Consider the following 12,665-nt stretch of genomic DNA (forward strand, 5'->3'; position numbering starts at 1 on the left):
TTCCAATGCGTTGTTGATCGGAATAATACTTTTATCACAAACCCGTTTAGTAGTTAAGGGTATATTTCATTTCGAAATACATTATTTTCGTTGGACCCTTTACAAAGACCGCCATCAGTTATCGCCTAATGTTATCGGAGTTTCTTAAAAAAGTCATGTCTAATAGTACACACATATGAGATTAACACTACTATCACTCTTCTTTATTTTAATTTTCTTCAATAAGGCATTACAAGCGCAGGGCCTGTGTAATAACGGGAGCGGCGCTTTTAGGGTGGACCCATCCGAGGGCTGTGCACCGCTGGTCGTAAAGCTAACCAATGAAACTGCCAATGCCGTAGATATATCATATGATCTCTCATATCGAGGCCAAGCCAATCCAGGCGTAACACCGTTGTCCACCTATCAATACAGTGTAGCAGGCACTTTTACCATTTTACAAAAAGCATTTCTCAATAATGGAACGGTTGTATACAAATGCAATCAGGTAAAAGTTTTTGAGACTTTGCCTGTCACTGCGCAATACACTTCTTGCGGTGGTGGAAACATTAATCTTGTTATTTCAGATAATGCTGTTTCTAAGGCTTATGATTCTTTTGAGGTCGACTGGGGAGATGGTGAGAAAACGGTAATTAACAAGGGTTCAGCGCTTGCAACAGAGCATCAATATGCGAACACGTCAACTACTCCAATTGTAAAAGTTACAGGATTATATGCTCCGGGCACAAAATGTGAGAGAGGACGGGTTTTTTCAGACACGATACAATTTCAACAAGCTCAACTTAACAATATCGAGATCAAATCTGTGGAAATGCGTGGAGACGGAACGATTCGATTAAATTATCAGGGCATAGTCGCCATTCCAACCGAAATTAAGTACGCGTCCAACGGGAACAATTATGTTACCGACGGTAAGCGCTCTTCAGGCGGTGTGCAACCCTATGACATTAAGAATTTAAATGTGAAGCAGGTTTACCAGGTAAAACTATCTTCCCAAGATTTGTGCTCCGGTGAAAGAGACAGCAAGGTTTACAGCAGCATGACACTCTCAGGCAGATCAGAAGACGGGCAGAACATTCTTACATGGAGCAAATATCCGGATGCAGCTGATTTTACATCTTACGACCTTTTGCGTGATGGTACGGTTATCAAAAGCTTTACATCCATAGACGACATTACTTACACAGATGAGGATGTTCAATGCGGCAGTTATTCAGAATATCAGGTGGTTGCGAAAATCAAGGATGTGTCATCGACATCGGCTCCGGTGGGCGTAAAGGCAGAGATAACTTCTCTAAAGCCAATTAAAGAAGCCGCTGTTACTGTCGCAGGTGACAACATTGTTACAATCAAAGCGAATGTTCCAGGCGCCGGACCAAACAGCACTTACGATATGACGATTGAGAAGGCCGAAGCTGGGGCCACGGTTTTCAAGAAAATAATTACACTGTTCAATCAAAGCGAATATTCTGATCCCGACGTTAAAACAAATGAGCTTTCCTATTGTTACCGTATAAGTTATACCAACTCCTGCGGGCAAAAGCTTCCTGCCTCTGCGCCTATTTGCACAATCTTATTAAAGAAAAATTTGACAACATTAAACTGGACAACAGAGTTGCCTATTTTGGCAGGTGTTTCAGGTTACGATGTTATTCAGACGGGTTCTAGCACAGCGGAGGAGGTCATTCCCGTGCAAATGAACTCCAATTATACGATCAAACTGAGTGCACAGAGCGACTTGGAATATGGTTTCCAAGTCCGGGCGAACTCCACACCTGGCGGCTTTGAGAGCTTGTCCAATATCGTTAACTACAAACGAAGTGCAGGTGTTTTTATTCCGCAGGCTTTTACTCCGAATGGTGACGGCTATAATGATGTTTTGGAAGCTAAATCAACTCAGCTTCAATCATTTAAATTTTCTGTGATGAATAGGTGGGGACAGGTTGTGTTCCATTCAGAAGACATTGCAAGCGGCTGGGATGGAACCATTAATGGCGCCAATGCACCGGTTGGATCGTATGTTTACAAGATGACTTTCGTGGACGATATCAATCAAACTGTTGAAAAAAGTGGTACATTTATGCTTTTACGGTAGGAACCATTTCCAGCGATTTGGTTTTATAAAAGCATAAACTTAATCAACGCAGATATGTTTGGTAATATGGCAGATATGATGGGCCTCATGGGCAAAATGAAGGACCTTCAGTCTCGCATGAAAGAAGCGCAGGATCAATTGGTTACGATTACACAAGTTGCCGAGTCTGGTGGCGGAATGGTGAAAGCCACTGTCAACGGTCAGAAAACACTAATCGGATTGGACATTGATAACGACCTTGTTAATCCCAATGACAAAGAAATGTTGCAAGATCTCATCGTTGCAGCTGTGAACAAGGCTTTGGATGATATTGAACCAAAAATCAAAGAGCATTTGCAAAAGGCAACGGATGGAGTGCTGCCAAACATTCCGGGGCTTGATTTAGGGAGCTTTATGAAATAATCGCTTATTGAATGGCTCCTTCTGTTGCGATTGTCATCCTGAATTATAACGGCAGACACCACCTAGAAAAATTTCTTCCCAACGTTCTCAAATACTCAGAAGGCTACCCGGTTTGGATAGCCGATAATGCTTCTACAGACCAGTCGCTCAGTTGGTTAAATACGGAATATTCCTCCATTAACATTCTCACAAGTCCGGAAAACAAAGGTTATGCGGGTGGATATAATGATGCCTTAAAGCGCATAACGGCAGATTATTACATCTTACTGAACTCCGACATTGAGGTTACCGAGCATTGGATCGCACCAGTGTTGTCATTCATGGAAACGGATGACAAAATCGCTGCATGCCAGCCAAAAATACGGGCATACGACCTGCCAACGCACTTTGAATATGCGGGAGCGGCAGGAGGTTATATGGATTATCTCGGTTACCCCTTTTGCCGAGGCCGGATTTTCGATACCCGGGAAGAAGATTTGGGCCAATTTGATGATGAAAAAGATGTTTTTTGGGCAACTGGCGCTTGTTTGTTCGTTCGTGCCAATGCTTTCCACCGCGCAGGTGGCTTTGATGAAACATTCTTCGCACACATGGAAGAGATTGACCTTTGCTGGCGGCTGCTTAATTTGCAGTATCGTATCACCTATTGCGGAAAATCAGTCGTTTATCATGTCGGTGGTGGCACATTACACAAGTCCAATCCGCGGAAAACCTTCCTTAATTACCGAAATAACCTGATCATGCTGTTCAAAAACCTTCCAAAGGGAAGACGGTGGAAGACAGTGTTTATCAGATTAATCCTTGACGGTATTTCAAGCGTCAGGTTCATGGCCACTGGAGCGTGGCCCGATGTAATTGCCATTCTAAGAGCGCATTTCGCATTTTACAGAATGATCCCGTCTTTAATGAAAACGACCAAACGGACGTCTAATCGCGCACCGTTATATTACAGGAGCATTGTGTGGGAATATTTTGTGCTTGGCAAGCATAGGTTCAATCAGCTGACTGGGATTGAATTTGAAAAAACTACAGTTCCCAAATCGTAGGACTGTTATGACGGCGCCAGTGCTTTTGCAACTCCATCCAAAAAGCAAGCACCAAATAGAGAATAATAGGCGACCCGAAGGTCATAAAAGTGGCATAAATAAAGTACAGCCGGACGCTGCTAGCTGGGAAATTAAGCTTCTCGCCTAATTTTGCGCATACACCAAATATTTGGTCCTCAACGAAATACCGAAGCTTGCTCATACTTTTTTACGATAATAACTTCATAATTAAGGATTTTTAATCGCATAACCAATTCGGGCACATTAAATTTCGCTCAGGTGAAGTCGAAATGGCAAAATACCGCTAACTCGTAAAATTTCAAATTCTTTAACCAAATAAATTGTTTTACAAACAATTTTTGTTTCTTTGTGATTAAAGATTTTGTAAGTTGTTCATTATAATCGAGATGTCTTGACCGAAAAATCCAAAGTTTCTTTTACCAATGCTTTGAGCCTCCCTCAATTATTTGGTTAGAGGTTTTGGGTTTTTGAATGAAACGCTTATAATTCTTTTGTATTTTCACCTTATTTCAATTTTTTTATTCAACCATTATGCCAACAGGTACTGTAAAATTTTTCAATGAAGCTAAGGGATACGGCTTCATCGTTGAAGACGACACAAACAGAGACATCTTTGTCCATGTGACAGGATTGGGAGGACTTACTATCCGTGAAAATGACCAAGTAGAATACGAAGTCGTTGAAGGTAAAAAAGGACTAAACGCTGTGCAGGTAAAAAAGATCTAATCGTATTTTTTTTGCAGGACATTAAAAATGCCGCTCTTTTAAGGGTGGCATTTTTAATGTAACATTATGCTATCCAGGCTTTTACATCGTCTAAAAGCGGCATTTTTTCATCAATTTTCAGCTTCTTTCGCATTCCACCCAGATCATTGAAAATCTTGTTTGGGTTAGCAGCTTTCAATTGTTCTATTGTCAAAATATTCATTTTTTGTAAAGCCGGAATCCATGCGGCAGGCACGCCAGCATTGATATAATCCATCTCCTGTGCAACTTCCTGCCTTCTTTCAGGTCGCATTTGCGGAAAGAAAATTACTTCCTGAATGCTCGAATTGTTCGTTAGCAACATGGTCAGACGGTCAATTCCGATTCCAATTCCTGACGTTGGTGGCATGCCGTATTCCAATGAGCGAAGAAAATCATCATCCATTTCCATGGCCTCATCGTCTCCGCGCTCTTTCAGTTTCAGCTGATCCTCAAACCTTTCGCGTTGTTCCAATGGGTCATTTAACTCTGAATAAGCATTGGCAATTTCTCGTCCATTTACGAAAAGCTCAAATCGCTCCACCATGCCTTCCTTTGTGCGGTGCTTTTTTGTCAAAGGAGACATTTCAACCGGATGGTCAGTGATGAATGTGGGCTGAATGATGTGCTCTTCCACTTTTTCACCAAAAATCTCATCGATCAACTTTCCTTTGCCCATGCTATCGCTCACTTCCATTCCCCACGCCCGGCATTGCTCACGGATTGCATTTTCATCCAAAGCGTCAACATTCAGTCCCGTATATTGGTGGATTGCATCCGTAATGCTTAATCGTCTGTAAGGTCCCGCAAAGTCCAGTTCAACGTCTCCAAATTTTGCAAGGGTTGTACCGTTAACGGCGACCGCAACTTGTTCAAGCACAGTCTCCGTCATTTGCATCATCCACAGATAATCTTTGTAAGCCACATATAACTCAACGGTCGTAAATTCCGGGTTATGCGTGCGGTCCATTCCTTCATTGCGGAACAGTTTTCCAAATTCATATACACCTTCAAAACCGCCGACAATCAAGCGTTTAAGATGCAGCTCGGTGGCAATTCTAAGAAAAAGATCCGTATCCAATGCATTATGATGCGTCTGGAATGGCCTCGCCGCCGCGCCGCCGTGAATGCTTTGCAGCACAGGTGTTTCAACTTCGAGCCAACCGTTGGAATCAAAATACGATCGCATGGTTGTGATGATGCGCGCCCTTTTTATAAAAATTTCACGCACATCCGGATTAACGATCAGGTCCACATAACGCTGGCGATAACGCAGCTCAGGGTCTGTAAATCCGTCGTAAATATTTCCTTCTTCATCGCGTTTCACAACCGGAAGCGGGCGAAGTGATTTGTTTAAAATCTTGAATTCCTGAACATGGACTGATATTTCGCCCGTTTGCGTGGTAAAAACGAAGCCCGTCACGCCAATGATATCGCCAATGTCCAGCAGTTTTTTAAACACTGTGTTGTAAAGCGTTTTGTCCTCGCCCGGGCAAAGGTCGTCGCGGCGGAAATACAATTGCACACGTCCCGTGCTGTCCTGGAACTCGGCAAAGGCTGCGCTTCCCATAATGCGGAAACCCATCAGCCGGCCGGCCATTGTGACGTGTTTATAGTCGATCTTATTGTTCTCGTAATTCTTGACAATGTCAGCAGCGTAAGTATTCACGGGGAATTCCTCAGCCGGGTAAGGTTCTATGCCTAACCGCATTAATTCTTCGCGCTTTTGCCTGCGCAATATTTCCTGTTCGCTTAATAGCATTTTGACAGCAATGGTTTGAAAAAGAACAACCTCAACACTCGAAAAGAGTGCGCAAAAGTACTATTTTTTGACGTGAATAACGAGGGTGAACCATTAAGTTGCAATCGTTCGTTGTAAAGTCATTGTTTCTGGCACGTTATTAATGAATTACATGTCTTACCGTATATAGGTGCCGTTTTTAAACCTTAATTGCGTTAAACCCCTCATTTCATGTTTGCAAGAATCTTAAAAATCTTTGGAATCGTTGCCTTATGTGCGTTTTTTCTTTTCGGAGCAGTCGAAATTTGGGTTTACAGAAACAAGGAGAATATATTCAGGAAAGCGCAGGAATTTGCAAATGAAAATTTGAATGGAAACCTTGAAGTGGAAGATTTTAAATTTCGTCCCTTTAACGGATCATTCGGGTTAAATTTCACATTGACCAACGTCAAACTCACTGACAGTCTTTTTCAAATCCATAAAAAGCCGTTTCTGGAAGCAGAGCACATGCATGTCGCATTGGATCTCAAAGGGTTTTACACCGGAGATATCTCTGTAAAAAACCTGATTTTAGAAAATGGTCAAATGCGGTTATTCGTCCAGAAAGACGGATATTCTAACCTTTCTATTTTCAAAAAGAATGCATCGGATAAGAAAGACAAGAAAGATAAATCCAAGAATAGCGTGCTCAAAAAGCTGGGAAACATGCGTTTTGTCAACTTTTCGATCAGTTATGCCGATTCGGTAAAACAAAAATATTACGGTGCGTTGTTACGCGATTTTACCAACATTGTAACGACAACCGATTCCACCACAAATGCGAGCCTGAATGGTTCGGTTTTGGTAAACCAGCTGACTTTCAAACCTAACAAAGGTGGTTTTTTGATTAATCAGGAAACCAGACTGGGACTTGCGCTTGCTTATGACGAGGAAAAACAGCAGTTAAAAATTTATCCTTCTGTTCTGGAAAGTGCAACCAATGATCAAATCGGCATCAATGGATTTTTCGACTTTTCTGATTCAGTAAAGCGTTTTAACCTCAATTTTGAAGCAAAAAAAATCGCTATAAAAAATGCGCTTCCATTGTTGAACAGACGGATTCGCGAGCAAATCGACTCCATTGGCATTCAAACGGCACTAAATGCGAAGGTAAAAGTCAATGGCGAAATTGCCAGCCTGGAACAGCCTAAGGTTGACGTTTTTTTCAAAACAGACACATTTCAATACAACTTGCCGGTCGGTGTTTTGAGGGATATGCGGGCCGAAGGGAGTTTTACAAATCAGGCTGACACAACCAAGGTGGCAGGTCCGCTCAACTCCCGCGTGACGGCGCAAGGGGTCACAGGTAAGTTCGAGACGATTCCATTTCGATTAAGCATTGCGGTTACTAATTTCGTGACGCCAGTGGCACGAATCAGCGGAAACATTGACGCCGACTCAACAAACCTCGACCCGTTGCTAGACCCCACGCGATATCGTTTCAAAAACGGGAGCGCGAAAATTGAGTTTCACTTTGACGGCAATTTGAAAAACTTTTACGACCCGGTCCGCGATCGCTTCAATGGCAAATTGAATGGCAAAGTCTCGATCAACAACATTTCAATGGATTATTTGCCCCGGCAGGTTCATTTGAAAAAAATTAAGGGCGACTTTACATTCAATGAAAAAGCATTCGTTTTTCCTGATCTGAGCTTTTCGGATGGGCCTAATATGCTGTATATCAGGGGCCAGGTGATAGATTTGATTCCCTATCTTTTTGGTTCGCCAAAACCACTGCGGGCCAACGTTGACATTAACATTCCAACCTGGCAACTCAACTGGCTCGAAACACTGCTTGCGCCCAGACAAGTTGTTTCCAGAAAGAAGAAAAAGGTAAAACTTGCTGAACTGCTCGACGATGCGATTGATAAGATGCAGATTGTGGCCAAACTGGATGCGAAAAAACTGAATTACAAAAATTTCTCGGCAAAAGATGTGAAGGGCCAGTTTACGATCAAAAATAACGCAGTCAGCATTGAGTATTTCGTTATGAAGGCTTTTGGCGGAGGCAATGTGCGTGTGTCCGGCGAGATGGACAATTCGGGAGCAAGCCAGTTGCCACATTTGTCGGTTAGAGGGAAAATTGCCAATGCCGACGTGCATTCTGTGTTCCATTCTTTCGATAATTTTGGCCAAAAAACGATCACACATCAGAATTTGAAAGGCATTCTCAGCACAGATTTCAATTTTGAGTCGAGGCTGAATAACAATGTAAGGCTCGTTCCTTCCACGATGAAAGGACTTCTGCGGATTGACCTTTCCAATGGCTACATTCTCAACTTCGAGCCATTTTTGAAAATGAAAAAGCTTATTTTCAAGAAGAGGAATTTTGAGGAAGTGAAATTCGCGCCCATTCGCACAGACTTCAAACTGAGCGGGCAGGAGATTGAAATTTCGCCTATGGAAATCGAATCCAATGTGGTGACGTTATACATTGATGGCATTTACAGTTTTGGCAACAAAACCGATATTAACATTGAAATTCCGCTCAGCAACCTCAGAAAGCGTGATTCAACGTATGTTCTAGACCCTCACAACACAGAAAAACGCGATGGCTCGAAGATTTTCCTGAGAGCCATTGACGAAAATGGAGAAGTCAACATTAAACTTGCTTTCAGGAAGAAGAAAGACAAGGATAAGGACAAAAAAGATGAGGTGATTAAAGAGGAGCTGATTGAAAAATAAGTTAGTTCTCCTCATTGCTGAACATGTAACCGACTCCTTTTAAAGTCTTTATATAACGTTCGCCAAGCTTTTCACGCAATTTGCGAATGTGAACGTCAACGGTCCTTTCAAGCACATAAATGTCGGCGCCCCAGATTTTTTGCAACAACTCGTCACGGTTAAAAACCTTGTTCGGAGTTTGTGCAAGAAAGAATAAGAGTTCAAATTCTTTCTTAGGAAGCACAATCGACTTTTCTGATCCTTGCGTAACCGTGTAATTTTTCCGGTTAATGGTCAGGTCAAGAATGTCAATCTGATCGCCCGATTCAGCTTTTTGCGCTTCTCTGCGGAAAAGCGCATTGATGCGGCTCATCAGCGCGCGCGGCTTGATAGGTTTTGTAATGTAATCGTCCGCGCCCACATCAAATGCAGCAACTTCTGAATATTCCTCCGAGCGGGCCGTTAAAAACAGGATATATGTATTTTTGATCTCCGGATTAGCACGTAAAATACGACCCGTTTCAATGCCGTCAAGCTGGGGCATCATGATGTCGAGTAGGATCAGATCGGGGATAAATGTCTTTGCAATTTCAATGGCTTTCTTGCCATTGGAAGCCGTTACAACCGAATATCCTTCCTTAATTAAATTATATTCCAGAAGTTCAACGATATCGGAGTCGTCGTCAACAACTAAAACTTTTGGGGCTGACGCGGCAGATTTTGCGGTGCTCATGTATTTGTAATTAAAACGCGATTCGAAATTAGCAGATGTGACGTTCACATTACATGCTGAACGCCAATATTAACACAAACATAATATCACTTATAAGTAATTCGGAAAATGTCGCCTTGCTCGTTGGTAACCAGCATATCTGTATTGTTCAAAAAGATAAGTGCTTCATTTTGTTTGCTTACGAACCTAAAACAGCCTAACGGCTTCTTGAAATCAATGCCGTTGTCAGTGATCCCGAACATTAGGATTTTCCCATAAGTAAGCAGCGCAAAAGTCTTCCCATCCGGACTCACATCCGCTGCCGTAACCTGAGAATTGATCTGAATGCTGTCCTTTGCGGTAAGCGTGTAATTTCCAGGTTCGGCAGGCATTGCATAGAGCTTTACAAATTTGTTTTTACCCCAGTTCTTTGAAAATATATAAAGATTCTTCTGGTAATAAAACAGCGATTCCGAATCAAAAGTGGGCCTCCCGTCGGGACGGTCAACAGAATGCTGAGCGGCGTATTGGAAGGAGATTTTTTGAGTGCGCGCCGTGCTATCTGCATATTTATAAATTTGAAAATCTTTCCGCGCAATGCCATTGTTGCCAAAATCTCCGATGTAATAATTGCCTTCCGCATCACTGGTCATATCCTCCCAATCCACATTTACAGCATCAGGAACAGTTTTTGTTAAAGCGAGTTTCCCGGATAAGTCAAATTCGTAAAGCGCCGCCTTGCCGCCACTGTCGTTATGGGTGAGAAACAAACCTGGTTTGGTGCTTTTTGCCAATCCGGAGCTTTCGGAGGCAATCGTGGGAAGCTTTCCTATTTTGCTAATTTTATAATGAGCGCGTACTTTCTTGAAATCGTTGATCTTATGATCAGGCTGGCAAGTACAAAATACAGTTTTGACAGCAAACCACAGATACATTAATTTATTCATGAATTCAACGTTACGTCCGCACCCAAACAAAGATAAAGATACGCCTCTTTACCTGAAATTGGCCAGCATATTAGTCGCGCTCATCGCAATTGTTTATATCCTGTTTTCATTGCGTGAAACCATTATTCCGCTCGCGTTTTCTGTTTTGCTTGCCATTCTGCTCCATCCGGTTTGTGTCTGGCTCGAAAGGCATCGCGTTCCGCGCATCGGGGCGATTTTGCTGAGCATACTTTCTCTTTTTGTCGTGCTTGTCGTGCTTGGTTATGTGGTGTCGCTTCAAATCGGCAGCTTCGCGGAGGAGCTTCCACGAATCACTGAAAAGGCGGAAGCGATTCTGGACCAGACATTTACGATGGGCGAGCGCTATTTCAACATCAGTCGCACACAGCAGGTTAGCGAAGCCAAAAAATATTTAATCAATGCGTTAAGTGAAGGAAGGGCTGTTTTGTTGAGCACATTGGTTACGACCACCGGCGCCCTCTCGACTTCTATCTTAATCCCGCTTTACATTTTCTTTTTCCTGCTTTACCGGGATTTCTTCCGAAGGTTTGTTCATAAGGCAATAACCAATGTGCCTGATGAATCGCTTAACATCCTTTTGAAAAAAATATATGATGTAATCCAAAGCTATCTTTCCGGACTTTTTCTCGTAATCCTGATCGTAGGCGTCTTGAACAGCATTGGATTGCTGATCCTGGGAATCCCCCACGCAATTTTCTTCGGTTTTCTGGCTGGATTTCTGATTCTGATCCCCTATATCGGTATTTTAATTGGATCGGTGCTTCCCGCCCTTTTGGCGATCGTGACCATGGATTCGCCCTGGTATGCGGTGGGCGTGGTTGGGGTGATGGGCTTTGTGCAGTTTCTTGAAGGCAATTTCATTACGCCCAACATTGTCGGGTCCAAGGTCAGTGTAAATCCGCTGGCCGCAATCATCGCATTGTTTTTAGGCGGTCAGCTGTGGGGACTTTCGGGATTGATCCTTGCATTGCCAGTAACAGCGATTTTGAAAGTTGTTTTTGACACAATTCCAAGCATGGAGCCTTATGGATTTTTGCTTGGAGAGCCTGTGCATGAGGTTATTGCGGACAAAGCCTCCGCAGTAAAAGAAGAAATTCCAGAAAAAGAGTTTAAGAAAAAGCCTTATCGCAGATATCGCAACAAGCCCCGAAATCGGCCAGATGGACCTCGCGTTCCGCCGCAGTCTAATCCGGATTGATACCTTATTTCACACCAACTTTCTCCACACTTATTCCCACGCTCATCACAAATGGAAGCGGGTTTTGGCGCATCGATTGGCTCAATGTAAAGGTGTAAGTTCCGGATCTTGGAAATTTGTAATTTTTAAGAAAAGGGATTTTGTGGTCAAATAAATCGCCCAAACCGTGGCCATAAGGCTTGCCTGTTTCCTCATTAGACAAAAACACTTCTTCCAATGTATTGGAAATTACTCTCTGATCGGGCGCGGTGAAGCTTCTTGACAAATAAAGATTGTAGTAAGGATATTGAAGCGTGTTGCGGAGCAGATAATACAGATTATAAGTCGCAGTTGTGTCCTTTATTTCGACTTTGAACGACGGCTTATTTTTGATGTACCAAAGTCCGTCATCAATGTCTTCATGCGCTTTATAAACTACATTCTCATCGCAACCTGACAAGATCAGGCCAAAGAAGAAAACGGAAGCCAACAAAAAAAACTTCATCCGAACGCCTTTTAGTATAGTGACAAAACTAACATTAAAACCTACACGCTGGATTTTTGGCCGAAATAACGGCTAAGCCATGATGCCCCAGCTTCGGTTTTCCAATGCGTCATCCATTGCGCCTTGGTTAAAACCTGGTTATCAAAAATGATGGTCTCAGGCGACAGAATGTCCTCAGCAACAGCGCGTTTAATGTTCGGAACCAGCACGGTGTGGATCTCGTGATCAGCGCCAACGTAAGCAATCGAACGATCCATGAAGTTGATTTGCATGCTATGCCCAATGGCCTGAATCCAATGCACCGACTTGTCAATGGAGCAGCCACTTGGCAGTTCATCGTTTTCATCCACAGCAATTACCACAAACCGATGCTCAAACACTTTTCCCGAGGCAGTTAGCGGCTTGCCATGCGCCTCCCAGCCATCCAATGAAGCCTTTAATGTCTGTGTAATAATGCCAACTTCGTCGTCGGTCAACTTGCGGTCAGCCTGATAAATCCAGACGCGGGATTGAAGGTTTATATCACTAAAAGGAATATACATATATAGTAA

General features: G+C 42.9%; 12 protein-coding genes. 6 read left to right on the top strand and 6 right to left on the bottom strand.

Going from position 1 to position 12,665, the window contains the following annotated elements; genetic code table 11:
- Positions 1 to 175 precede the first annotated feature (175 nt).
- Genes LZG73_RS24040 through LZG73_RS24050 form a run of 3 tightly spaced genes read left to right on the top strand, consistent with a single transcriptional unit; the run spans position 176 to position 3,543 of the window.
- Positions 176 to 2,095 (top strand): gliding motility-associated C-terminal domain-containing protein, encoded by a 1,920-nt coding sequence (locus LZG73_RS24040; protein ID WP_233855217.1) that lies wholly within the window; start codon positions 176 to 178, stop codon positions 2,093 to 2,095.
- Positions 2,096 to 2,149: 54 nt separating this feature from the next.
- Entirely contained in the window at positions 2,150 to 2,497 is a 348-nt protein-coding gene (locus LZG73_RS24045) for a YbaB/EbfC family nucleoid-associated protein (protein ID WP_233855218.1), read from the top strand.
- Between the two features lie 11 nt (positions 2,498 to 2,508).
- Positions 2,509 to 3,543 carry a glycosyltransferase family 2 protein gene (locus LZG73_RS24050; RefSeq protein ID WP_233855219.1) on the top strand — a complete coding sequence of 345 codons (1,035 nt, stop codon included), beginning with the start codon at positions 2,509 to 2,511 and terminating at the stop codon, positions 3,541 to 3,543.
- Here LZG73_RS24050 and LZG73_RS24055 read toward each other — a convergent pair.
- The gene (locus LZG73_RS24055; RefSeq protein ID WP_233855220.1) at positions 3,524 to 3,745 is read right to left on the bottom strand and encodes a PspC domain-containing protein; all 222 of its coding nucleotides are present in this window, start codon (positions 3,743 to 3,745) and stop codon (positions 3,524 to 3,526) included. The two genes, LZG73_RS24050 and LZG73_RS24055, sit on opposite strands and share 20 nt — an antisense overlap.
- A gap of 350 nt (positions 3,746 to 4,095) precedes the next feature.
- On the opposite strand from LZG73_RS24055, the gene LZG73_RS24060 reads away from it, so the two are divergent.
- Complete coding sequence (locus LZG73_RS24060; RefSeq protein WP_026629450.1) at positions 4,096 to 4,290, top strand: cold-shock protein; 195 nt, start codon at positions 4,096 to 4,098, stop codon at positions 4,288 to 4,290.
- Positions 4,291 to 4,354: 64 nt separating this feature from the next.
- Here the strand turns inward: LZG73_RS24060 and lysS are convergent, their stop codons facing one another.
- Positions 4,355 to 6,070, bottom strand: coding sequence for a lysine--tRNA ligase (gene lysS / locus LZG73_RS24065; RefSeq protein WP_233855222.1), 1,716 nt, complete (start codon positions 6,068 to 6,070; stop codon positions 4,355 to 4,357).
- A gap of 210 nt (positions 6,071 to 6,280) precedes the next feature.
- Between lysS and LZG73_RS24070 the strand changes: the two genes are divergently transcribed.
- Positions 6,281 to 8,773, top strand: a complete 2,493-nt coding sequence (locus tag LZG73_RS24070; RefSeq protein WP_233855224.1) for an AsmA-like C-terminal region-containing protein — start codon at positions 6,281 to 6,283, stop codon at positions 8,771 to 8,773.
- A gap of 1 nt (position 8,774) precedes the next feature.
- Here the strand turns inward: LZG73_RS24070 and LZG73_RS24075 are convergent, their stop codons facing one another.
- Both LZG73_RS24075 and LZG73_RS24080 read right to left on the bottom strand, forming a co-directional pair.
- Complete coding sequence (locus tag LZG73_RS24075; protein ID WP_233855226.1) at positions 8,775 to 9,485, bottom strand: response regulator transcription factor; 711 nt, start codon at positions 9,483 to 9,485, stop codon at positions 8,775 to 8,777.
- 86 nt (positions 9,486 to 9,571) lie between these two features.
- Positions 9,572 to 10,411, bottom strand: a complete 840-nt coding sequence (locus LZG73_RS24080; protein WP_233855228.1) for a hypothetical protein — start codon at positions 10,409 to 10,411, stop codon at positions 9,572 to 9,574.
- Here LZG73_RS24080 and LZG73_RS24085 point away from each other — a divergent pair.
- Positions 10,410 to 11,630, top strand: coding sequence for an AI-2E family transporter (locus tag LZG73_RS24085; RefSeq protein WP_233855230.1), 1,221 nt, complete (start codon positions 10,410 to 10,412; stop codon positions 11,628 to 11,630). The genes LZG73_RS24080 and LZG73_RS24085 overlap by 2 nt on opposite strands.
- Positions 11,631 to 11,634: 4 nt before the next feature.
- Here the strand turns inward: LZG73_RS24085 and gldH are convergent, their stop codons facing one another.
- Positions 11,635 to 12,114: a gliding motility lipoprotein GldH gene (gldH, locus tag LZG73_RS24090; RefSeq protein ID WP_233855232.1), complete on the bottom strand. Its 480-nt coding sequence runs from the start codon at positions 12,112 to 12,114 to the stop codon at positions 11,635 to 11,637.
- 41 nt (positions 12,115 to 12,155) lie between these two features.
- On the bottom strand, positions 12,156 to 12,656 hold the full coding sequence (locus tag LZG73_RS24095) for a hypothetical protein (protein ID WP_233855234.1): 501 nt from the start codon (positions 12,654 to 12,656) through the stop codon (positions 12,156 to 12,158).
- Positions 12,657 to 12,665 lie beyond the last annotated feature (9 nt).

Source organism: Dyadobacter sp. CY326 (assembly GCF_021390515.1).
Classification (GTDB): domain Bacteria; phylum Bacteroidota; class Bacteroidia; order Cytophagales; family Spirosomataceae; genus Dyadobacter.